Consider the following 21,010-nt stretch of genomic DNA (forward strand, 5'->3'; position numbering starts at 1 on the left):
CGCGCCGCCGCTCTCAGCCAGAACCTTCGTGATCGCAGCCGTCAAAGACGTCTTGCCATGGTCAACGTGACCAATCGTACCAATGTTGCAATGCGGTTTCGTACGCTCAAACTTTGCCTTGGCCATCTGCCTTCTCCGCTATTCGGATCTGTGTCTGTTTCGGTGCCTAGTGTCTTCGGATCAGCCAGCGAGCTTCGCCAGCACTTCGTCCGACACGTTCTGCGGCACCTGGGCGTAATGATCGAAAGTCATGGTGTACTGCGCGCGCCCCTGGGTCATGGAACGCAGGTTGTTCACGTAGCCAAACATATTGGCCAGCGGCACCATCGCGTTGATGACCTGCGCGTTGCCGCGCGGCTCGGTACCGGTCAGCTGGCCGCGGCGGGACGAAAGGTCGCCCATCACGTCGCCGACGAAGTCTTCCGGCGTCACCACCTCGACCTTCATGATCGGCTCAAGCAGCTTGGCGCCAGCCTTCGGCGCAACTTCGCGGAACGCCGCGCGGGCGGCGATTTCGAAGGCGAGCGCCGAAGAGTCGACGTCATGGTAGGCGCCGTCATACAGCGTGGCCTTGAAGTCGATGACCGGGAAGCCGGCCAGCACACCCGAAGCGGCGACCTGACGGATGCCCTTTTCGACGGCCGGCACGTATTCCTTCGGCACGTTGCCGCCAACCACATCATTCTCAAACTGCACGCCCGCACCGGCTTCCAGCGGTTCGAAGCGCAGCTTGACGCGGGCGAACTGGCCCGAACCACCCGACTGCTTCTTGTGGGTGTAGTCGATTTCGGCGGTCTTGGTCAGGGCCTCGCGATAGGCGACCTGCGGGGCGCCCACGTTGGCCTCGACCTTGAACTCGCGCTTCATGCGATCGACGATGATTTCGAGATGGAGCTCGCCCATGCCCTTGATCACGGTCTGACCGCTTTCCTGGTCGACCGACACGCGGAAGGACGGATCCTCGGCGGCCAGGCGGTTCAGGGCGATTGCCATCTTCTCCTGGTCGTTCTTGGTCTTCGGCTCAACCGCGACCTCGATGACGGGCTCAGGGAATTCCATGCGTTCCAGCACGATCGGATGGTTCGGATCGCACAGGGTGTCGCCAGTGGTGGTGTTCTTCAGGCCGGCCAGCGCAACGATGTCGCCCGCGCGGGCTTCCTTGATTTCCTCGCGGCTGTTCGCATGCATCTGCAGCATGCGACCGATACGCTCGCGGTTTTCCTTCACAGTATTCAGGACGCCCGAACCGGCTTCCAGAACGCCCGAGTAGATGCGCACGAAGGTCAGCGAACCGACGAACGGGTCGTTCATGATCTTGAACGCCAGGCCAGCGAACGGCTCGTCGTCCGAGGTCTTGCGGGTCATCTCTTCGTCGGAGCCGGGCTTCATGCCCTTGACAGCGTCGACGTCGACCGGCGACGGCAGGTAGTCGATCACGGCATCCAGCAACGGCTGCACGCCCTTATTCTTGAAGGCCGAGCCGCACAGGACCGGCACGAACTTGCCGGCAATGGTGCCCTTGCGGATACAGGCCGTCAGGGTCTTATCGTCAGGCTCCTTGCCTTCGAGATAAGCCTCAAGCGCGGCATCGTCCATCTCAAGCGCAGCTTCGATCATCTTCTGACGCCACTCGACGGCCTGATCCTTCAGGTCAGCGGGAATCTCGTCGTAGAAAAACTCGGCGCCCAGGCTTTCATCCTTCCAGATGATGGCGCGGTTACGCACCAGATCGACTACGCCCTTGAAGTCGGCCTCAGAGCCGATCGGCAGCGTCAGCACCAGCGGGGTGGCGCCGAGGCGATCGACGATCATGTCGACGCAACGGAAGAAATTGGCGCCCATGCGGTCGAGCTTATTGACGAAGCACATGCGCGGCACGCCGTACTTGTCGGCCTGACGCCACACCGTCTCCGACTGAGGCTCAACGCCGGCAACGCCGTCGAACAGGCAGACCGCGCCGTCGAGCACACGCAGCGAACGCTCCACCTCAATGGTGAAATCGACGTGGCCAGGGGTGTCGATGATGTTGATGCGATGGTCGTTCCAGAAGCAGGTGGTAGCAGCCGAGGTGATCGTGATGCCACGCTCCTGCTCCTGCTCCATCCAGTCCATGGTGGCGGCGCCGTCATGCACTTCGCCGATCTTATGCGAACGGCCGGTGTAATAGAGGATGCGCTCCGTCGTGGTGGTCTTGCCGGCATCGATGTGGGCCATGATGCCGATATTGCGGTAGCGCTCGTAGGGGGTCGTGCGAGGCATGACGATCTCCGGGTACTCTCTAAGCCGCTCTTACCAGCGGTAATGCGAGAAGGCCTTATTGGCCTCCGCCATACGATGGGTGTCTTCGCGCTTCTTCACCGAACCGCCGCGACCATTGGCAGCATCCAGCAATTCGCCCGACAGACGGTCGATCATGGTGTTTTCACCGCGCGAACGGGCCGCCGAGATCAGCCAGCGGATCGCCAGCGCCTGACCGCGATCGTGGCGAACCTCAACCGGAACCTGATAGGTCGCACCGCCGACACGACGCGAGCGCACTTCGATCTGCGGCCGCACGTTGTTCAGCGCATCATGGAACATCTTGACCGGATCGTTGCCGGTCTTGGCCTTGATACGATCAAGAGCGCCATAGATGATGGCTTCGGCGGCAGATTTCTTGCCGTCATACATCAGCATATTCATGAACTTGGTCAGCACGAGATCGCCGAACTTCGGATCCGGCAGGATTTCGCGCTTTTCAGCAGCGTGGCGACGCGACATCGGGTCTCTCCTGGATTACTTCGGACGCTTCGCGCCGTACTTCGAACGGCGCTGCTTGCGGTCCTTAACGCCCTGCGTGTCGAGCACGCCGCGGATGATGTGGTAGCGCACACCGGGCAAATCCTTGACGCGGCCGCCACGGATCATCACCACCGAGTGTTCCTGCAGGTTATGGCCTTCGCCAGGAATGTAGCTGGTGACTTCGAAGCCGTTGGTCAGGCGCACACGGGCGACCTTACGAAGGGCCGAGTTCGGCTTCTTCGGCGTCGTGGTGTAGACGCGCGTGCAGACGCCGCGGCGCTGCGGGCATTCCTGCAATGCAGGGACCTTGTCACGGACCGGCTTCGGCGAGCGCGGCTTGCGGATCAGCTGGTTGATCGTCGGCATACGAGTGGAAACTCCGCCAAGTTTGGTTCAACACACAAAAACAACCCAAGGCGAACCACCGACGGCCCTTACGGCCCGGCAATCCGCCTTGAAACTTCGCTCCCGACCCATCCTTACGATCCATCGATCGCGGAGAGGGGTCATTATGTCTCTTGCGTAAGCCTAGCCTCGACGTGAGCGCTACGGAGACCCTGGCCGTTCATCGATCTGTGTCTAGGTAGAACCTACCACCAAGTCGAATCGCGGGGCGGACATTACTCACCGCCCCCTGCGCGGTCAAGCGCGATTTGAGCAATTCCGATGAAGTTTTTCGGCCTGGTCGAGATCACTGAAAAAGACTGGGATTCACGGCCATTCCCGGTCCCAGACGGTTCGGTCACGCGGCTCCGAAAATGGGTACAATAAGAGAACGCCGCGCCCCTTCAGGAGCCGAGGCGAGGACGGCGCAGAAAAAGCCTGGTCGAATCGCCGTAACCGAGATGGCACGCAGAGTTATATTTCACAAATCTTCAGTGCCAAACCTTTGCCCTCCCCGCCTTGGCATTGTCGAAAGCCCGACAATCGGTCCACGATCAAGGCCAACGCGCCTAGCCCCATGTTGAAATAGACCCTGCAGGCTTCCGTTGCGGAAGGTCGCCGCCTCTGCCCCCGTCGGGTCATCAGCAAACCAACTCCGGACCTTAGGGTTGTGAGGAAAAAGTTAGGGCCGCCGATCATGGAATTCATACCTGAAGGCGTTTATCGACGCGACCGGCACAGCCATGGCCTTTTCCTGATTGCCCCGGACAGCAGCCGTTCACGGCCTCCTGGGCCGCAGCAAGACAATGGACCGGCGAAGACTTGGCGCTGCTTGGGCCCCATCACTATCAGTTCGGATAGCTGATGCAGTTGTAGTGGCTGATCGGCTGGTCCAACCCGCCGTTATGGGTCCGCGCGCGGCGCGACAGGGGATCAAGGGCACAGACACCCAGCATTGAAAACCTCGGGTAAGCAACGGCCGCGCGTTGCTCCACCGCCAACATGCCCCTTGCCGCCTGAAACCATGGTTACATCGCGGTAATGCCGCCGGATGGAAAATTATTCATCCAAGGTCGGATATTTTGCGACGGACGGAACACTTTCCTCCGGCGCGCTGCCCCCCCTATAATCATTTGCACAACAACCAGATACGCAGTCACCCAACCCTGGGGGTAAACGAATGACCGCCGGCAGCAAGCCCGTCACGCTCAACGATCCCAACACCGGTAAGACGATCACCCTGCCCATGATGGACGGTTCGGTCGGTCCGTCGGTGATCGACATCCGCAAGCTCTATGCCGAGTCCGGCCATTTCACCTACGATCCGGGCTTCACCTCGACTGCCAGCACCGAAAGCAAGATCACCTACATCGATGGCGATGAGGGTGTGCTGCTGTATCGTGGCTACGACATCGCTGATCTGGCCGAGAAATCGACCTTCCTGGAAACCTGCTACCTGCTGCTGAACGGCGAATTGCCGAATGCCAAGCAGCGCGAGGATTTCGAGAAGTCGATCACCATGCACACCATGTTGCATGAGCAGATTCACTTCCTCTTCCGCGGCTTCCGCCGCGATGCGCATCCGATGGCCGTAATGTGCGGCGTCGTCGGCGCACTGTCGGCCTTCTATCACGACCAGACCGATTATGACGATCCGCACCAGCGCATGATCGCGCAGCATCGTCTGATCGCGAAGATGCCGACCATTGCGGCCATGGCCTACAAGTATTCGGTGGGTCAGCCCTTCATGTATCCGCGCAACGATCTGGGCTATGCCGAGAACTTCCTGCAGATGACTTTCGGCGTGCCGGCTGAGCCCTACAAGATCAGTCCGGTTCTGGCCCGTGCGATGGATCGCATTTTCATCCTGCATGCCGACCACGAGCAGAACGCCTCGACCTCGACTGTCCGTCTGGCCGGCTCATCGGGCGCCAATCCGTTTGCCTGCATTGCCGCTGGCATCGCCTGCCTGTGGGGGCCCGCTCATGGCGGCGCCAATGAGGCCGTCCTGAAAATGCTGGAAGAGATCGGCTCGATCGACAAGGTCGGCGAGGCGGTCAAGAAGGCCAAGGACAAGAATTCCGGCTTCCGCCTGATGGGTTTTGGCCATCGCGTCTATAAGAACTATGACCCGCGCGCCAAGGTGATGCGCCAGACCTGCTACGAAGTTCTGGACGAGCTGGGCGTCAAGGACGAACCCCTGCTCAAAATGGCCATGGAGCTGGAGCGGATCGCTCTGGAGGACGATTACTTCGTTTCCAAGAAACTGTATCCGAATGTCGACTTCTATTCGGGCATCATCCTGCGGGCGATGGGCTTCCCCACCGCCATGTTCACCGCCCTGTTCGCCTTGGCGCGCACGGTCGGCTGGATCGCCCAGTGGAACGAGATGATCGAGGATCCGGCCCAGAAGATCGGCCGTCCCCGCCAGCTTTATACCGGTTCGCCCAAGCGCGCGTTTATTCCACTCGACAAGCGTAAATAATCCGCGTTTTATAAAGGCTGTTGGCGGCACCGATGGGAGGCGGGCCGATGGGCAAGCGAGCGGAACAGCATGGCGGTGAACCGCCGACGGGCAACCGGACGACCGGTTATGGCTGGCTGCGTCCGGGCTATCTGACCATGCCGGCGCCATCCAACGACAACCGGATGCCGCCGGGGTCCCTGCTGCGCAAGCCGCAACTCTGGGTCTGGATCGGCCTGATGGCTCTCGGCCTGACCTGGGTCGCCACCCGCTTCTAAACAGCCCGATCCTCTCAAAACACAAAAAGGCCCGGCAATGCCGGGCCTTTCGTTTTTCGGAGCGGTCCGACTTATTTCTTCTCGATCAGCTCGACTTTATAGCCGTCTGGATCCTCGACGAATGCGATCACGCTGCCACCATGTTTCATGGGCCCGGGCGGGCGCGGAATTTTCACGCCGGCGGACTGGAGCGTCTCGCACAAACCGTAGATATCGGGCACCCCGATGGCGATGTGGCCGTAGCCGCTGCCGATTGTGTATGGCTCCTTCTGGCCCCAGTTATGGGTCAACTCGATCACGGCCTGATCCTTCTCATCCCCGTAGCCAACAAAGGCCAGGGTGAACTCGCCGCCCGGATAATCCTGCCGGCGCAGCAGTTTCATGCCCATTTTATTGACATAGAAATCAAGCGACTTATCCAGATCCAGCACCCGCAGCATGGTATGGAGCATACGGAATGGCGCGGTCTGACCGGCAGTTGCTGGTTTGGCGGTGGTTGCGGTCTGGCTCATGAAAATCCTCCGGGGCAAGACGAATGCAATATGGTGATTCGACAGCAGAAGTCGAGATCAGGTCGGCGGCGACAAAAGCGGCCGATGATGCTGTGCCGCAACCGCCAGCAAGGTGCGTGCCGCACGGTGGCTTGGCGAAAATGCCTCGTCAGCGCCAAGTTGGTTTGCCACTGCGGCACATGCCTCGATCTGACGCTGGCGTGCGGCCGGATCGGTCAACAACGCTTTCAAGGCCGGGGCGATCAGGTCGGCACGACAATCCTGTTGCAGGAATTCCGGCATCACCAGCTTCTTTTGCAGGATATTGACCAGTCCCGCATAAGGGATGCGGATCAAGCGCCTGACAATCGCCGCTGTCAGCGGATTCACCTTATAGGCCAGTACAGTCGGCGTACCGGCCAAACCCAACTCCAGCGTAGCGGTGCCGGAAGCGGCAAGTGCGGCCTCGGCAGCCAGCATGGCGGCATAGCGCTCATCAGCCCGATCCAGCACGATGACAGGGTAAGGCAGACTGGGCGCAGCCTCCCGCACCATCTGAGCAACGGTTCCGACCGTCGGCAGCAGCAATTGCAATTGCAGCCCCTCGGCCTTCAAATGCAATAACGCGTCCCTGAAAACCGGCAGCAACCTCGCCACTTCGCCGCGCCGGCTACCTGGCATCACGGCCAGCAGGCGGGTATCCGCTGCCAAGCCGTGGCGACAGCGGAAATCAGTCCCCTTGGCCGCGGCTGCGGCTTCGCGTTCGCGGGCGGCCCGCAGGGTTTCAACGGCAGGATGGCCAACAAAAGTGGTGGGCAGGCCGACCACTTCGAAATATGGCGGTTCGAAAGGCAGCACAGCCAGCAGATGATCATACAGCCGCGCCAGGCGCCGGGCCCGTCCCGGCCGCCATGCCCATACGGTGGGGGCAACGTAATGAACCAGAGGAAAATCCCGCACCATCAGCTTCTGTGCCACGCGACGCGTAAAACCCGGGCTGTCGATAGTCACGACGATATCGGGCGGATCGTTCAGCAGGAATTGCGCAGTCTGCCCGATGCGGCGCAGCAGGGCCTTCGCCCGTGGCAATACTTCGACCAGGCCCATCACAGCCAGATCAGCAATCGGGAACAGACTTTTCAGTCCCTCTTCCGTCATCTGCTCGCCGCCGATTCCGGTAAACACCACATTGCCGCCGGTCTCCACCTGCAGAGCCCGCATCAGTCCGGCACCGAGCACATCGCCGGATGGCTCGCCGGCAATGAGCGCAACGCGCAACGGTCTGGCTTCATCCGCCATGGCGTTGCCCGATCAGAAACAGACCCAGACGGTCAGCCGCAGCAGCGGTCGCAGCCGCATCCACAATCAATGCCGCACCGGCCTCGACCGCAATGCCGGACAATCCAGCAGCGGCGGCATTCTCAATGGTCGTTACGCCGATGGTGGGCAAATCGACCCGACGATCCTGCTGCGGCTTCACACATTTTGCCAGCACGCCGCCTCGCGCTTCCGGTCGCGACGTCATGCGCAGCAACAATGCATCCGTACCCGCATCGTCTTCCAATCCGACCACGATTCCATGCGCCGCCACGGCGGCCTGCCCATGATCGGCGATGCCCAGATCCCGCGCGGCCGCCATAGCCAGCTTGATATCGCCGGCCTGCTGCTCGGTCGGCTGTCGTGCTGAATACACCTGTTCGCGTACCAGCAATCCCTGCATCAGGGCATCGACGCCAACAACATGGAAACCTTCACCCTCAAAAGTATCTGTCACCACCCGCAATAAAGCATCGTCGCCAATCAGTGCGGCTTTGATCAGTTTCGGCAGCAGCATGGCGCCGCGCCAATCAGGTTTCAGGGCTGAGAAGTCAGGCTTCGATACACGGCCGCAGAGGCAGACCTGCTGCACGCCTGCGGCCTTCAGGGCTTTGAGCAACCGCCCCACCTGCGGCAAGTCGAACCAATCGTGCTCGGCATCGCCAACATTCTCGGGTTCGCAAAAACCGTTCAAGGCCGCGATGAAAAGCGGTCGGCCTTCGGCCTGGCAGACATCGCGGATCAGCGCGGGAATCTGCCCCCCGCCTGCGATGAGGCCAAGCTTAGGCGGATTTGGGTCCATCCGGCAGCGGCTGACAGACGCCTCGCGCCGAGGCGTTGCGGATGAAATCGACAACGTCCTGCACTAGACCGACACTGGGGAAAAGCTGGGCAACATCTTCCATGCGCTCGGCCAGCGTGCCCTCATCGGCAAACAGCATGCGATAAGCCGAGCGCAGCTTGTGAATTTCATCCCGATCGAAGCCACGCCGTTTAAGGCCGACCAAGTTGAGACCCGACAGATGTGCCCGGTTGCCGGTCACCATCCCGAATGGGATGACATCCTGCTCAACGCCCGACATGCCACCGATCATGGCGTGCTTGCCGATGCGGCAGAACTGGTGCACGGCCGCAAGACCGCCGACGAAAGCATAATCGCCCACCTCGATATGGCCGGCCAAGGTGGCATTATTGGCCATGATCACGTGATCACCGACAATGCAGTCATGCGCCACATGAGCACCCGCCATAAACAAGCAATTATCGCCCACCTTGGTCAGCATGCCGCCGCCTTCGGTGCCGGGATTCATGGTCACGCCTTCGCGGATCATGTTGTTTTTGCCGATCACAAGGCGAGAAGGCTCGCCCTTGTATTTCAGGTCCTGCGGTTGATGGCCGACCGATGCGAAGGGGAAAATCTTCGTTCCGCTGCCAACGCTGGTGAAACCGGCCACGACGGCATGGCTGACCAGTACGACCCCGTCGCCGAGTTCAACACTGGAACCCACCTGACAGAACGGCCCGATCCGCACGTCAGCGCCGAGCTTGGCGCCGTCTTCGATGACGGCTGAGGGATGGATCTGGGCCATTCGCTTACTTCTTGTCGAGGATCATGGCCGAGAAGATCGCCTCGGCCGCCAGCTTGCCATCCACCATGGCCTTGCCCTCGAACTTCCAGACCGGACCGCGCTGCTTGATGGCACTGACATGGATGTGCATCTGATCGCCTGGAGTCACCGGTTTGCGAAACCGCGCCTCATCGATGGTCATGAAATACACCAGCTTACCTTCAGACTCCTTGCCAAGCGTGTAGACAACCAGCACGGCGGCCGTCTGCGCCATGCTTTCGACAATCATCACGCCAGGCATTACCGGCTGGCTGGGGAAATGGCCGGTGAATTGCGGCTCGTTGATCGTGACATTCTTGATGCCGACCGCACTTTGGCCTGCATGCATGTCCACCACGCGGTCGATCAGCAGCATCGGATAGCGATGCGGGATCATCTCCATGATCCGCAGGATGTCGACGGTCCCGATGCTGGCGCCCGTCTGGCCTTCACTCATTCTGCCCACCCTTCTTCTGCGCCAGACGCCGCAGAACGGCCACCTGGCGGAAATATTCCTTCACCTTGGTCGCCGGGATGCCGAAATAGCTGTCCCCGGCCGGGATATCGGTCATGACGCCCGATTTCGCCCCGATCCTGGCGCCAGTGCCGATCTTGAGGTGGCCGGCAATGCCGCTCTGTGCCGCCAACACGACGAAATCGCCGAGTTGGGTCGAGCCCGCGACACCGGCCTGGGCCACAATGATACAGCCGCGCCCGAGGGTTACGTTGTGCCCGATCTGGACCAGATTATCAATCCAACAACCCGGGCCGATCACCGTGTCTGGGCCGGCGCCACGATCAATCGTGCTGTTGGCGCCGATTTCGCAATCATTCCCAATCAGTACCCGCCCCAATTGCGGCACCTTCACATGGCCTGCCGGGTCTGGTGCAAAACCAAAACCATCCTGGCCGATCCTCACACCGGGATGCAGAGTGACACGATCACCAATCAGGCAATGGGACAGGGTGACATTGGCGCCAATGCGGCACTCCGCACCCACCGACACATTGCGACCGATCACGCTGCCTGCACCAACCACACTGCCCGGCCCGATTTCGGCGCCAGCCTCGATCACAGCGGCCGCAGCCACCGTCACACCCGCCCCCAGCCTGGCCGTGGGGTCAACAATCGCCGAGGCATGAATGCCGGCAGCCGGACGCGACGGCGGATAAAATGCCTGCGCCGCCCGCGCATAGCTCAGGTATGGCTTGGCCGAGAACAACAAAGCCACGCCGGCTGGCGCGAGCCCGGCATGCTTTTCATGCAGGATACAAGCCCCCGCCCCGGTAGCGGCGAAGCTTTCGGCGTATTTGGGATTGTCAAGGAATGCCAACTGATCTGGACCGGCCTGATCCAGAGACGCCACATCACTGACCGAACGGCCGGCCTGCCCGGGATCTGCCAGCCTGGCACCACATCGCGCGGCAAGCTCGCCCAGCGTGAAAGGCCCTGCCCGCTCGAAGAAGCGAGAGTCAGCCATCCTTATTTACCGGCGGGTAGAGCCACCTTGACCGACGGCAGACGTTGATCCAGGCGCTTGAGCACTTCGGCGGTGATATCGATATTCTCACCAATGAATATCTGCACCTGAGCGCGGTCCAGCACGATATTGAAGCCGCGTTCCTGGGCCAAGCCCTTCAGAATCTCGACCACCTGCAACGTTACCTGGTCGCGTACGCTGTTCAGCATCTTCTCCAGCGACTGCGAGCGCTCCTGGATACGTTTTTGCAGGTCGATCACCTTACCCTGAAAGGCCTGGCGACGCTGCTCGAAGGCCTCCGGTGCCAGAACTGAGCGCTGCCGTGCGATTTCCTGCTCCTCAGCACGCAGCTTCTCTTCTTCCTTGGCAATCTCGGACTGGAAATTGAAACGATACTGCTCGAGCTGCTGACGGGCATTCTTCAGCGCGGCGGCCTCGCGATTGATCCGCTGGCCATCGATAACAGCAATGACGGCGGGCGGGACCTTGGCCTGGGCCATGGCAAGCCCTGGCATCGCCACACAGAGCAACGCCGCCACGGCAACCAGAAACTTGGAGATCGGGTTCATAACTCTCAAACCTTGTTAGAAGCGGGAACCGAAATTGATCCGGACAAGTTCTTTCCGGTCATAGTCTTCCTTGACGATGGGAATGCCGAAATCGACGCGGATCAGGCCAAGCGGCGACTTCCACTGCACGCCGGCACCCGTGGAAACACGCAGGCTGTTTTCGTCAACGACCTCGGGGCCGACATCGCTGGTTTCCCACAACGAGCCAGCCTCGGTAAAGACGCGCCCCTTGATGCCAAATTCATTCGGCAAGCCAATCGGGAAAGTGAGATCGGCTTCCGCCTTGTAATAGCGTTCGCCACCCAAGGCATCGTTCGTCGTGGTATCCCGTGGGCCGATACCGCCGGTACGGAAGCCTCGGAAAGTGTCGCCACCGATGAAGAAGCGGTTTGGCAAGCGAACATCATCCTGCAGGGCGGTTATGATGCCGGCTTCGGCACCAACGCTCAGAACCACTTCGTCGGATACCGGGAAATACTTCATCGCATTGATGACGTTTTTGAAATAATACTCTGTGCCGCCAAGGCCAGCGCCTTCCTGCGAAAGACGCAGGACGTAGCCTGTGGTGGGATCGATGCGGTCATCGCGACGGTCATAGGTCAGCACATGACCGATCGACGACGTCACATAACCGCCTTCCTGTGCCCGGATGAACCGCGATGCCGTATCGTTGACGTCAGTGATTTCATCATGACGGATACGATAATAGACCTGTTGCGACAGGTTTTCCGTGATCGGGTAGGACAGGCGCGGCGAAGCCGAAGTCGTGGTCTGATCCAGGCTGCTGCGGCGTGTGTAATCGGTGCGCCGGCGTTGCAGGTCGATACCAGCCGCCAGTTCACGGTCAAGGAAATACGGTTCGGTAAACCCGAGGTCGATCTGTTGACGGCGTGTCGACAGGCTGAAACCGAGCTTCAGATCCTGGCCACGACCCAGCAGGTTACGCTCGCGGATACTGATATCGCCCAAAACGCTTTCCGTAGTCGAATAACCGACGCCAAATGACAGCTCGCCAGTCGACTTTTCGGTCACTTCGGCAGTCAGCACTACCTTGTCGGGCGTACTGCCCTTGTTTTCGGTGATCTCGACCTTATCAAAGAAATTCAGGCCACGCAGGCGAGTTCGCGTGCGCCGCAGCTTGGCCGAATTGAAGGCATCACCCTCCGCCAGGCGGAATTCGCGGCGAATGACCTTGTCCAGCGTGCGCACGTTGCCAACGATATCGATGCGTTCGACGAAAACGCGCGGGCTCTCGCCGATGCGATATGTCACGTCGATAATGCGCTTCTCGCGGTCTTTCTTGATATCGGGCCGGACATCGGCAAAGGCATAACCGAACCGTCCCAGTTCGGTGGTCATATTCTGTACGGTCTTTTCGACCAGATCGGCGTTATAAATATCGCCTTTTTTGGTGGCCACGAATTCCTTGAGCTGCGCGCCCTCGACACCCTTCATCTCGCTGATGACATCCATTTCGCCGAAGCGATAGCGCTCACCCTCATCCACCGTGAAGGTGATGATGAATTTCTCGCGATCCGGCATCAGTTCAGCCACGGCATTGATCACCGAGAAATCGGCATAACCCTTGCTGAGGTAAAACTTGCGCAGTTTCTCGCGGTCGAAGGTCAGACGATCGGGATCATAGCTGTCATCCGATGACAGGAAACGGTACCACGCGGTTTCCTTGGTCTGGATTTCTTCACGCAGCCGGGAATCGCTGAAATGTTTATTGCCAATGAAGCGAATGCGGCTCACGCCGGTCAGCGGACCTTCGGTGATTTCGAAAACCAGATCGACACGGTTTTGCGGCAGTTGCACCACCTTCGGCTCAACCGTGGCGGCAAAACGGCCGGTACGACGATAAATCTGCTGGATGCGCTGGGTATCGGCCTGGACCTTGGCGCGGGTATAGACTTGGCGGGTCTTGAGCTGCAGTTCCGAACGGAGCTGGTCGGCCTGCACCCGGCGATTACCTTCAAAAAGGATGCGATTGATCACCGGGTTCTCAGTCACCCGCACCACCAGACTGCTGCCCTGCAGGCGCAGATTGACGTCGGCAAACAGACCGGTGGCAAACAAGGCTTTCAATGACTTGTCGGCCTCGGCGCTGGAATAGGTCGCGCCAGGCTGAAGGGTCAGGTAGTTCTGGATCGTGGAAATCTCGATCCGTTGATTGCCCTCAATGACGATATCCCGGATCTGCGGGCCGCTTTGGGCAAGAACCGTATTCGAGCAGAAAAGCCCGACTGCAAACATGAGCAGGGCAACCACCGGCAGCAATGCCATATGGCGCAACCTACGCGGCGTTTCGTTTCGGACCATATCCGCCACAATCCCCTTAGCCAATCGAGCCCCCCTCACTTAGCCGGATTCACGAAAAAAGCCCAGTGAGGAAATTGAAAATTGGCAGGCGGTTCAAGTCGTTCCATGTGGCGAACAGGAACAGGGACATGACCAGGGCAAAGCCGATGCGGAAACCATATTCCTGGGCCCGCTCACCCAGCGGACGGCCGCGTACAGCCTCGATGCCATAGAACATAAGATGGCCGCCATCCAGCATCGGCACCGGAAACAGGTTGATCAGGCCAATGGCCACCGACAGGGTTGCCATCAGGGAAACCAGGCCCAGCCAGCCATTTTTGGCCACATCGCCTGACATCTTGGCGATCCCAAGCGGACCGCTCAGTTGGTCGCCGGATTCCCGCCCATCGATGATCCGTCCCAGGTAAGTGAAGGTATTGGCCACCACATGCCAGGTTTCACGCACGGCCTGCACAATGGCAGTTGCCGGGTCATGGCGGACAAAATCGATGCCGGTCGTCCGGATGCCGATCTGGCCGACACGCTGGGTACCCCCCATGCCGTCTGCCACATCCACCCGCGATGGCACGACCGTCAGAGGGATTTCACCGCCATCGCGCAGCACTGTCAGGGCAATCGGGGTTTCTGCACGCAAGGCAACATACGAGCGCAACTCCTCGAAGCGCTGGATATTGGTACCGTCCGCACTCAGGATCCGATCACCAGCCCGCAGGCCGGCAACCTCGGCGGCGCTGCCCGGCACCACATCACCCACCACGGGTGGCGTAAAAGGCTGGCCGACAAGACTGAACAGCGCCGCATAGATGAAGATCGCAAAAATGAAGTTTGCCACCGGGCCGGCAGCAACAATGGCCATGCGATTGCGCAGGCGTTGGTGATGGAACGAAACCTTGCGCTCGTCTACGGTCATCGCGGCGACCGCGTCATTATCGGCGCTGGACGTCGCATCCGCATCGCCGAAGAATTTGACATATCCACCCAGCGGAACCGCGCTGATCTTCCAACGCGTGCCGTGCTTGTCGTTCCAGCCGAAGAGTTCAGGGCCAAAACCTATGGAAAAGACTTCCACCCGTACGCCGCACCGGCGCGCCACCCAGTAGTGACCCAATTCGTGGATGAACACGATGATGGTCAGGACCACAACGAACGGAATGACGTATCCGGCAAGACTGGCGATAAAATCCATGGTTCCTCGATCACCGGCGGTTAAGGCCGATTCCGTCCTCTCGTTTGCACCCGCACCACCCGGCCGTCATCGGTCGGGTCAATCAGGCGGGCGGCATACTGCCGGGCCGCCTGATCAGCCTGGCGCACTGCGTCCAGGTCGCCCAGCGCTCCGCCGGGAAGCCGGGCCAGGCTCTGTTCGACAATCCGGGTGATATCGAGGAAGCCGATCCGACCGTTCAGGAAGGCATTAACGGCAACCTCGTTAGCCGCGTTAAGAATTGTAGGTGCGGCGCCCCCGGTTTGCAAGGCCTGCCGGGCCAGGTTCAGGGCGGGAAACCTAGCAGAATCAGGTACTTCAAAGGTAAGCTTGGCAATAGCGGCCAGATCCAGCCGCCCGGCTGGGGTTGCCATGCGGGCCGGCCAAGCCAACGCGACTGCAATCGGTGTGCGCATATCCGGCGTGCCGAGCTGGGCCAATACCGACCCATCGACATAGGACACCAGGCTGTGGATCACCGATTGGGGGTGGATCAGCACTTCGATCCGCGGTTCCGGCACCGGGAACAGGAAACTGGCCTCGATCAGTTCCAGCCCTTTGTTCATCAAGGTGGCGGAATCAACTGAAATCTTGGCTCCCATGCTCCAGACCGGATGGGCAATGGCCTGCGCCGGGGTAACCTCGCGCATTTCCCCCAGGCTCAGCGTGCGGAACGGGCCGCCGGAAGCGGTCAGAATCACGCGGTCGACACTTTCCGGGGCATCGAAATCGAAAACCTGAAAAATCGCGTTATGCTCGGAATCAACCGGCAGAATCGTTGCGCCATGCATCGCCGCTTCATGCATCACCAGCGCGCCAGCACACACCAGGCTCTCCTTGTTCGCCAACGCGATAATCGCGCCGCGCCGTACGGCGGCCAGGGTCGGCTCCAGTCCAGCCGCCCCCACGATGGCAGCCATGACCCAATCAGCCGGCCGCGCGGCCGCCTCGACGATGGCGCGGCTGCCTGCCGCAGCCTCAATCCCGCTGCCCGCCAGGCGTTGCCGCAACTCGGGCAACAAAGCCTCATCGCCGATCACGGCCAGCCGCGCCTTCAGCATCTGGGCCTGTTCAGCCAGCAGCGCAACATTGCTCTGCGCCGTCAATGCCTCAACCGGAAAGCGCTCAGGCTCACGGCTCAGCAGATCGACGGTGGAACGCCCAACCGAGCCCGTAGACCCAAGAATAGTAACGCGCCGCGGCGCCGCGGTGGAGGGAATCACGACCATATCGCATGTCCCCACAACAGGTCGCAGAGCGCCACAAAAGGCGCCGCGAACAATAGGCCGTCGAGCCGATCCAGAACCCCCCCATGACCAGGTATCAGATGGCTTGCATCCTTCAAGCCGAAGCTGCGCTTGATTCCCGACTCCGTAAAATCACCGGCCTGCGAAACAACGGCGACAAAACTTGCGAAGCCCGCCAGCGCAAATGCCGGTAACACCGGATTGATTGCGGCCACCAGGCCGCCGATAAGGGACGCACTGGCCATGCCGCCCAGCAAACCGGCCCAGGTCTTGTTGGGACTAATGCTCGGGATCAGCTTGGGGCCGCCAATGGTACGTCCGGCAAAATAAGCTCCGGTATCGGTGGCCCAGACCACACAAAACAGCCAGAACACAATATGACGGCCATGCACTGGCTGCTCTCGCAGCCAAATCAGAGCCAGGCAAGGTAAGCCGACATAGAAAAGGCCAGCAGCCGTCCAAAGCAGCGAATTGCTGGACCAGCCTTTTGTCGCGCAAAGGCGCGGCAGGCGTCGCCATTCCCACATCATCAGCAATCCGGCCAGAACAACCAGGATAATGAAAGCCGCATCGCCGAACCATGCTGCCGCCACCGCCAGCGGCAGCAGCACGGCTGCCGAAATGGCCCGCTTGATCAGACCGCTGCCGCCCAAGGCCGGCTTTGCGGCTGTCTGGCCCGGTTCATTCACCGCTTGCGCCATATCGCCGCTCGCGTCGCTGGAATTCGCCGACGGCAGCAGCCAGATCCTCGGCCGCGAAATCCGGCCAGAGCTTGTCGACAAAAACGAGTTCGCTATATGCGGTCTGCCAGAGCAGGAAATTCGACAACCGCTGTTCCCCGCTGGTGCGAATTACAAGATCGGGATCCGGGATGCCAACTGTCTGCAGGTTGCCGGCCAGTATATCGGCGGTGATCTGTTCGGGCGCCAACTTACCGGCTGCGACCTGTTCGGCAATGCGACGGCAAGCCATCACGATTTCATCCTGGCCGCCATAACTGAGCGCAATCACCAAAGTTAGAATGCGATTGTCGCGGGTCTTGGCTTCGGCATCCTCGATCAGGGATACGATATCTGGCGCCAGCCTGGTGCGATCGCCAATCACACGGATGCATACGCCATTCCGTCGCAAATCCTCAAGCTCGCGCCGGATATAGAGGCGCAGAAGTTCCATCAGCCCGGCAACTTCACTTTCCGGGCGCTTCCAGTTCTCGGAGGAAAAAGCATAGAGCGTGAGATATTCGATGCCCAGCTTGCGGCAACTGCGCACCACCTCACGCACCGCATCCACACCCTGGCGATGGCCAAGATTCCGCGGCAGGCCACGTGCCTTCGCCCAGCGCCCATTGCCATCCATGATGATGGCAACGTGACGCGGCAACGGCGGGGCCAGGGCCTGGGATGCGACCGGGTGCGACATGCTCAGACCTGCAGGATTTCCTTGGTCTTCTGTGCCAGCAACTCGTCAATCTTCTTGGTGGCGTCGTCAGTCAGCTTCTGGATCTCGTCCTGATACATCTTGACGTCGTCCTCGCCCAGATCGCCGTCTTTCTCCGATTTTTTAAGGTGATCCATGCCGTCACGACGCACGCCACGCACGGCCACCTTGGCCTGTTCGGCATACTGGCCGGCCACCTTGGTCAGCTCTTTGCGCCGCTGTTCGTTCAACTCAGGGATCGGGATACGGATCAGAGTGCCGTCTGCCTGCGGGTTCAAACCGAGCCCGCTGGCCGCGATGGCCTTCTCTACCGCTTTGACATTGCTCTTGTCCCAGACCTGCACGCTGATCATGCGCGGCTCTGGCACGCTCACCGTGCCAATCTGGTTGATCGGCATCATGCTGCCATAAACCTCGACGCGGACCGGATCGAGCATGCTGATGCTGGCGCGGCCGGTGCGCAGGCCGGCATATTCATGCTTCAGCACGTCAACGGCCTTGTTCATACGCCGTTCGATGTCGTCAATATCAGGCTCGGCCACGTGCCTTCTCCCGTTTCTTCTTATGAAATCAAAAGCTTGTGCGGCAAAGCCGCTTACTGGTCCTGGATGACCGTGCACCGCCCGGTGCCGGCCAGCACTTTGGCGAAGCCGCCTGCCTCGTGCAAGGAAAACACCAGAATGGGGATCCGGTTTTCCCGCGCCAGACTGACGGCGGAGGCATCCATCACCTTCAGGTCGCGTTGCAGGACATCCATATAGGTCAGCGTGTCATACCGCGTGGCGGCCTTGTTCTTCTTGGGATCATCGCTGTAGACGCCATCCACCTGCGTTCCCTTCAGCAGGGCATCACAACCCATTTCCGCCGCCCGCAAGGCCGCGGCCGTATCGGTCGTGAAGAACGGGTTGCCGGTGCCAGCGGCAAAGATCACCACCCGGCCCTTTTCCAGGTGGCGGATGGCGCGACGACGGATATAGGGCTCGCAGACCGTGTCCATGCGAATGGCCGACATCACCCGGGTCGGCACATCGTGGGATTCCAGCGCATGCTGCACCGCCAGGGCGTTAATCACGGTCGCCAGCATGCCCATATAATCGGCCGAGGCGCGCTGCATCCCCTGGGTGGCACCGGCCACGCCGCGGAAGATGTTGCCACCGCCGATCACCAGGCAGACCTCTGCCCCCAGGGCATGGACCGCCTTGATCTCGGCGGTAATACGGTCGACTGTTTCGAAATCAATGCCGTACGGCGTCGGGCCCATCAGGGCTTCACCCGAGCATTTCAGCAAAACACGACGGTATTTCATGGCCATGGGGGTGTTTCCCTAAGGATGCCTCGACGCGGCGGCGCCAAGGGATGACGGAAAAGCGCGGCGATTCTGTGGCGGACTTATAGCATGGCGGCTGGGATGAAACGACCGGGCCAGGCACCCGGCACCTTGCTGACATGGAAAGGGGGGCTTACGCCCCCCTGCCCGATCCAGTCTGAAGCCCGGCAATCAGCCGGCCATCTTGGCGACCTCGGCCGCGAAATCGTCGGCCTTCTTCTCGATGCCCTCACCAAGCTGATAGCGAACAAAACCGGTCACCTCAATGGGGGCGCCAGCGTCCTTGGCAGCCTTCTCAACCACCTTGCCAACCTGGGTTTCGCCGTCGATGACGAAGGTCTGCTCCAGCAGCACCACTTCCTGATAGAACTTGCGAATACGGCCCTCGACCATCTTCGCGATGATATCGGCCGGCTTGCCCGAAGCGGCGGCCTGATCGGTCAGCACCGTGCGCTCACGCTCCACTAGGCTCTGGTCCAGGTCCTTGGTGCTCAGCGACTGCGGATTCGCAGCTGCGATGTGCATAGCCAGCTGCTTGCCGATCTGCTCCAACACTTCGCGCTTGCCGGTCGACTTCAGGGCGACCAGAACGCCCAGCTTGCCCAAACCATCGGCCAGGGCGCTATGCACATAGGCAACGACGACGCCACTATCGACGCTGAGCGTCTTGGCGCGACGCAGGGTCATGTTCTCGCCGATGGTGGCGATCGCCTGGGTCACTTCGTCCTTCACGTTGCGGCCGGTGCCCGGGAAGGCTGCCGCTTCCAGCTTGGCGATGTCGTCACCGGCGGTCAGCGCCACGGTGGCAATGCCGCTCGCCAGGGTCTGGAACTGCGGATTGCGGGCAACGAAGTCGGTCTCGGCATTCACCTCGACAATGGCGCCCTTGTTGTCCTTGATCGCAACGGCAACCAGGCCTTCGGCCGCCACACGGCCGGCCTTCTTGGCCGCAGCCGAAAGGCCCTTCTTGCGCAGCCAGTCGATGGCGGCATCCAGATCGCCATTGGTCTCGGCCAGCGCCTTCTTGCAATCCATCATGCCCGCGCCGGTCTTCTCGCGCAGATCCTTCACCAGGGCCGCAGTGATCTCAGCCATGTCGTCCTCTCAGGTTTAAACGTTGGGCCGCGATGTCACGGCCATGTCACCAAAATAGTTGCGGCGCCCCGTCGAATCCGACAGAGGCGCCGCAACCGGATGCATCAGGCTCAGGCCTGCGCTGCGGCTTCGCCACCCTCGGCGACCGCTTCCGCGATCACCTCGGCCGGCATGTCCTCGGCCGCGCCGAGATCGGCGCCGCTGGCCGACAGCTGTTCTTCAATGCCGCCCAGGACGGCCAGCGAGAACAGGTCGCAATACAGATTGATAGCGCGCAACGCATCATCATTGCCCGGCACCGGATAGGTGATGCCCTGCGGATCCGAGTTTGAATCCAGGATGGCGACCACCGGGATGTTCAGCGTGCGAGCCTCGGCGATGGCAATGTCTTCCTTCACCGTGTCGATCACGATCATGATGTCCGGCAGGCCACCCATGTCCTTGATGCCGCCCAGCGCACGATCAAGCTTCTCGCGCTCGCGGGTCAGGTTGAGCACTTCCTTCTTGGTCAGGCCGGCGGTGTTCTGCTCACCCGACAGCAGCTCTTCCAGCTCCTTCAGGCGCTTGATCGACTGGGAGATGGTCTTCCAGTTGGTCAGCATGCCGCCAAGCCAGCGGTGGTTCACATAATACTGGCCGCACTTCTTGGCCGCTTCGGCCACCGCCTCAGAGGCCTGGCGCTTGGTGCCGACGAACAGCACACGGCCACCGCCGGCGACGGTATCGCGCACGGCCTGCAGGGCACGGTGCAGCAGCGGAACGCTCTGCTGCAGGTCGATGATGTGAATGTTGTTGCGCTCTCCGAAGAGATACGACTTCATTTTCGGGTTCCACCGATGGGTCTGGTGGCCGAAATGGACGCCAGCTTCGATCAGCTGACGCATAGTAAAGGTCGGCAGGGTCATCCTCTGTCCTTTTCCGGTTGGGCCTCCGCAGACGTCGTCTTCGCCCTTTATCGGGGCTTGGACACCGGAACGCGGCAATGGGGATGTCTCCCCCAAGGCTG

General features: G+C 60.6%; 22 protein-coding genes. 2 read left to right on the forward strand and 20 right to left on the reverse strand.

The features are described from left to right. The 4 genes from ACE3OO_RS00005 to rpsL form a co-directional block, all read right to left on the reverse strand. On the reverse strand, nucleotides 1-126 hold a 126-nt coding region (locus tag ACE3OO_RS00005), incomplete at its 3' end, for a GTP-binding protein (RefSeq protein WP_374304638.1). A gap of 54 nt (nucleotides 127-180) precedes the next feature. Next, nucleotides 181-2,259: an elongation factor G gene (gene fusA, locus ACE3OO_RS00010; protein WP_374298379.1), complete on the reverse strand. Its 2,079-nt coding sequence runs from the start codon at nucleotides 2,257-2,259 to the stop codon at nucleotides 181-183. Between the two features lie 30 nt (nucleotides 2,260-2,289). After that, a complete protein-coding gene (rpsG, locus tag ACE3OO_RS00015) occupies nucleotides 2,290-2,760 on the reverse strand; it encodes a 30S ribosomal protein S7 (RefSeq protein ID WP_374298382.1) in 471 nt (156 codons plus the stop codon). A gap of 15 nt (nucleotides 2,761-2,775) precedes the next feature. After that, nucleotides 2,776-3,147, reverse strand: coding sequence for a 30S ribosomal protein S12 (gene rpsL, locus ACE3OO_RS00020; RefSeq protein ID WP_341896894.1), 372 nt, complete (start codon nucleotides 3,145-3,147; stop codon nucleotides 2,776-2,778). A 1,198-nt stretch (nucleotides 3,148-4,345) separates the two neighbouring features. Between rpsL and gltA the strand changes: the two genes are divergently transcribed. Further along, nucleotides 4,346-5,650 (forward strand): citrate synthase, encoded by a 1,305-nt coding sequence (gltA, locus tag ACE3OO_RS00025; RefSeq protein WP_374298385.1) that lies wholly within the window; start codon nucleotides 4,346-4,348, stop codon nucleotides 5,648-5,650. A 47-nt stretch (nucleotides 5,651-5,697) separates the two neighbouring features. Beyond that, nucleotides 5,698-5,907 carry a hypothetical protein gene (locus ACE3OO_RS00030; RefSeq protein ID WP_374298387.1) on the forward strand — a complete coding sequence of 70 codons (210 nt, stop codon included), beginning with the start codon at nucleotides 5,698-5,700 and terminating at the stop codon, nucleotides 5,905-5,907. A gap of 71 nt (nucleotides 5,908-5,978) precedes the next feature. Here the strand turns inward: ACE3OO_RS00030 and gloA are convergent, their stop codons facing one another. The 16 genes from gloA to rpsB form a co-directional block, all read right to left on the reverse strand. Further along, the gene (gene gloA, locus ACE3OO_RS00035; RefSeq protein ID WP_374298390.1) at nucleotides 5,979-6,419 is read right to left on the reverse strand and encodes a lactoylglutathione lyase; all 441 of its coding nucleotides are present in this window, start codon (nucleotides 6,417-6,419) and stop codon (nucleotides 5,979-5,981) included. Nucleotides 6,420-6,476: 57 nt separating this feature from the next. After that, the gene (gene lpxB / locus ACE3OO_RS00040) at nucleotides 6,477-7,697 is read right to left on the reverse strand and encodes a lipid-A-disaccharide synthase (protein WP_374298392.1); all 1,221 of its coding nucleotides are present in this window, start codon (nucleotides 7,695-7,697) and stop codon (nucleotides 6,477-6,479) included. Further along, on the reverse strand, nucleotides 7,687-8,517 hold the full coding sequence (locus ACE3OO_RS00045; protein ID WP_374298394.1) for an LpxI family protein: 831 nt from the start codon (nucleotides 8,515-8,517) through the stop codon (nucleotides 7,687-7,689). Before ACE3OO_RS00045 ends, lpxB begins: the two co-directional genes overlap by 11 nt. Next, nucleotides 8,498-9,304, reverse strand: coding sequence for an acyl-ACP--UDP-N-acetylglucosamine O-acyltransferase (gene lpxA, locus ACE3OO_RS00050; protein ID WP_374298396.1), 807 nt, complete (start codon nucleotides 9,302-9,304; stop codon nucleotides 8,498-8,500). The genes ACE3OO_RS00045 and lpxA overlap by 20 nt, the downstream gene beginning before the upstream one ends. Before the next feature lie 4 nt (nucleotides 9,305-9,308). Next, on the reverse strand, nucleotides 9,309-9,779 hold the full coding sequence (gene fabZ, locus ACE3OO_RS00055) for a 3-hydroxyacyl-ACP dehydratase FabZ (protein WP_374298397.1): 471 nt from the start codon (nucleotides 9,777-9,779) through the stop codon (nucleotides 9,309-9,311). Continuing rightward, nucleotides 9,772-10,803 (reverse strand): UDP-3-O-(3-hydroxymyristoyl)glucosamine N-acyltransferase, encoded by a 1,032-nt coding sequence (lpxD, locus tag ACE3OO_RS00060; RefSeq protein WP_374298399.1) that lies wholly within the window; start codon nucleotides 10,801-10,803, stop codon nucleotides 9,772-9,774. The genes fabZ and lpxD overlap by 8 nt, the downstream gene beginning before the upstream one ends. Nucleotides 10,804-10,805: 2 nt before the next feature. After that, nucleotides 10,806-11,372 carry an OmpH family outer membrane protein gene (locus ACE3OO_RS00065; RefSeq protein ID WP_374298401.1) on the reverse strand — a complete coding sequence of 189 codons (567 nt, stop codon included), beginning with the start codon at nucleotides 11,370-11,372 and terminating at the stop codon, nucleotides 10,806-10,808. A 15-nt stretch (nucleotides 11,373-11,387) separates the two neighbouring features. Continuing rightward, nucleotides 11,388-13,658, reverse strand: coding sequence for an outer membrane protein assembly factor BamA (gene bamA / locus ACE3OO_RS00070; RefSeq protein ID WP_374298404.1), 2,271 nt, complete (start codon nucleotides 13,656-13,658; stop codon nucleotides 11,388-11,390). 85 nt (nucleotides 13,659-13,743) lie between these two features. Further along, a complete protein-coding gene (gene rseP / locus ACE3OO_RS00075; protein ID WP_374298406.1) occupies nucleotides 13,744-14,880 on the reverse strand; it encodes an RIP metalloprotease RseP in 1,137 nt (378 codons plus the stop codon). Between the two features lie 20 nt (nucleotides 14,881-14,900). Next, complete coding sequence (locus tag ACE3OO_RS00080) at nucleotides 14,901-16,127, reverse strand: 1-deoxy-D-xylulose-5-phosphate reductoisomerase (protein WP_374298407.1); 1,227 nt, start codon at nucleotides 16,125-16,127, stop codon at nucleotides 14,901-14,903. Beyond that, complete coding sequence (locus ACE3OO_RS00085) at nucleotides 16,118-16,846, reverse strand: phosphatidate cytidylyltransferase (RefSeq protein WP_374298409.1); 729 nt, start codon at nucleotides 16,844-16,846, stop codon at nucleotides 16,118-16,120. Before ACE3OO_RS00085 ends, ACE3OO_RS00080 begins: the two co-directional genes overlap by 10 nt. Next, complete coding sequence (locus ACE3OO_RS00090; RefSeq protein WP_374298411.1) at nucleotides 16,827-17,564, reverse strand: isoprenyl transferase; 738 nt, start codon at nucleotides 17,562-17,564, stop codon at nucleotides 16,827-16,829. The genes ACE3OO_RS00085 and ACE3OO_RS00090 overlap by 20 nt, the downstream gene beginning before the upstream one ends. A gap of 2 nt (nucleotides 17,565-17,566) precedes the next feature. Then, on the reverse strand, nucleotides 17,567-18,124 hold the full coding sequence (gene frr, locus ACE3OO_RS00095) for a ribosome recycling factor (RefSeq protein ID WP_374298413.1): 558 nt from the start codon (nucleotides 18,122-18,124) through the stop codon (nucleotides 17,567-17,569). 53 nt (nucleotides 18,125-18,177) lie between these two features. Continuing rightward, nucleotides 18,178-18,888: a UMP kinase gene (pyrH, locus tag ACE3OO_RS00100; RefSeq protein ID WP_374304639.1), complete on the reverse strand. Its 711-nt coding sequence runs from the start codon at nucleotides 18,886-18,888 to the stop codon at nucleotides 18,178-18,180. A 192-nt stretch (nucleotides 18,889-19,080) separates the two neighbouring features. Continuing rightward, the gene (gene tsf, locus ACE3OO_RS00105; RefSeq protein WP_374298415.1) at nucleotides 19,081-20,004 is read right to left on the reverse strand and encodes a translation elongation factor Ts; all 924 of its coding nucleotides are present in this window, start codon (nucleotides 20,002-20,004) and stop codon (nucleotides 19,081-19,083) included. Between the two features lie 110 nt (nucleotides 20,005-20,114). Then, the gene (gene rpsB, locus ACE3OO_RS00110) at nucleotides 20,115-20,909 is read right to left on the reverse strand and encodes a 30S ribosomal protein S2 (protein WP_374298417.1); all 795 of its coding nucleotides are present in this window, start codon (nucleotides 20,907-20,909) and stop codon (nucleotides 20,115-20,117) included. Nucleotides 20,910-21,010 lie beyond the last annotated feature (101 nt).

It is taken from the genome of Ferrovibrio sp., from assembly GCF_041906005.1.
Lineage (GTDB): Bacteria > Pseudomonadota > Alphaproteobacteria > Ferrovibrionales > Ferrovibrionaceae > Ferrovibrio.

What these genes read in the sequence shown, in the direction of transcription:
- fusA (WP_374298379.1), bottom strand. Translation starts at nt 2,259, where the DNA reads ATGCCTCGCACGACCCCCTACGAGCGCTACCGCAATATCGGCATCATG.
- rpsG (WP_374298382.1), bottom strand. Translation starts at nt 2,760, where the DNA reads ATGTCGCGTCGCCACGCTGCTGAAAAGCGCGAAATCCTGCCGGATCCG.
- rpsL (WP_341896894.1), bottom strand. Translation starts at nt 3,147, where the DNA reads ATGCCGACGATCAACCAGCTGATCCGCAAGCCGCGCTCGCCGAAGCCG.
- gltA (WP_374298385.1), top strand. Translation starts at nt 4,346, where the DNA reads ATGACCGCCGGCAGCAAGCCCGTCACGCTCAACGATCCCAACACCGGT.
- ACE3OO_RS00030 (WP_374298387.1), top strand. Translation starts at nt 5,698, where the DNA reads ATGGGCAAGCGAGCGGAACAGCATGGCGGTGAACCGCCGACGGGCAAC.
- gloA (WP_374298390.1), bottom strand. Translation starts at nt 6,419, where the DNA reads ATGAGCCAGACCGCAACCACCGCCAAACCAGCAACTGCCGGTCAGACC.
- lpxB (WP_374298392.1), bottom strand. Translation starts at nt 7,697, where the DNA reads ATGGCGGATGAAGCCAGACCGTTGCGCGTTGCGCTCATTGCCGGCGAG.
- ACE3OO_RS00045 (WP_374298394.1), bottom strand. Translation starts at nt 8,517, where the DNA reads ATGGACCCAAATCCGCCTAAGCTTGGCCTCATCGCAGGCGGGGGGCAG.
- lpxA (WP_374298396.1), bottom strand. Translation starts at nt 9,304, where the DNA reads ATGGCCCAGATCCATCCCTCAGCCGTCATCGAAGACGGCGCCAAGCTC.
- fabZ (WP_374298397.1), bottom strand. Translation starts at nt 9,779, where the DNA reads ATGAGTGAAGGCCAGACGGGCGCCAGCATCGGGACCGTCGACATCCTG.
- lpxD (WP_374298399.1), bottom strand. Translation starts at nt 10,803, where the DNA reads ATGGCTGACTCTCGCTTCTTCGAGCGGGCAGGGCCTTTCACGCTGGGC.
- ACE3OO_RS00065 (WP_374298401.1), bottom strand. Translation starts at nt 11,372, where the DNA reads ATGAACCCGATCTCCAAGTTTCTGGTTGCCGTGGCGGCGTTGCTCTGT.
- bamA (WP_374298404.1), bottom strand. Translation starts at nt 13,658, where the DNA reads ATGGCATTGCTGCCGGTGGTTGCCCTGCTCATGTTTGCAGTCGGGCTT.
- rseP (WP_374298406.1), bottom strand. Translation starts at nt 14,880, where the DNA reads ATGGATTTTATCGCCAGTCTTGCCGGATACGTCATTCCGTTCGTTGTG.
- ACE3OO_RS00080 (WP_374298407.1), bottom strand. Translation starts at nt 16,127, where the DNA reads ATGGTCGTGATTCCCTCCACCGCGGCGCCGCGGCGCGTTACTATTCTT.
- ACE3OO_RS00085 (WP_374298409.1), bottom strand. Translation starts at nt 16,846, where the DNA reads ATGGCGCAAGCGGTGAATGAACCGGGCCAGACAGCCGCAAAGCCGGCC.
- ACE3OO_RS00090 (WP_374298411.1), bottom strand. Translation starts at nt 17,564, where the DNA reads ATGTCGCACCCGGTCGCATCCCAGGCCCTGGCCCCGCCGTTGCCGCGT.
- pyrH (WP_374304639.1), bottom strand. Translation starts at nt 18,888, where the DNA reads ATGAAATACCGTCGTGTTTTGCTGAAATGCTCGGGTGAAGCCCTGATG.
- tsf (WP_374298415.1), bottom strand. Translation starts at nt 20,004, where the DNA reads ATGGCTGAGATCACTGCGGCCCTGGTGAAGGATCTGCGCGAGAAGACC.
- rpsB (WP_374298417.1), bottom strand. Translation starts at nt 20,909, where the DNA reads ATGACCCTGCCGACCTTTACTATGCGTCAGCTGATCGAAGCTGGCGTC.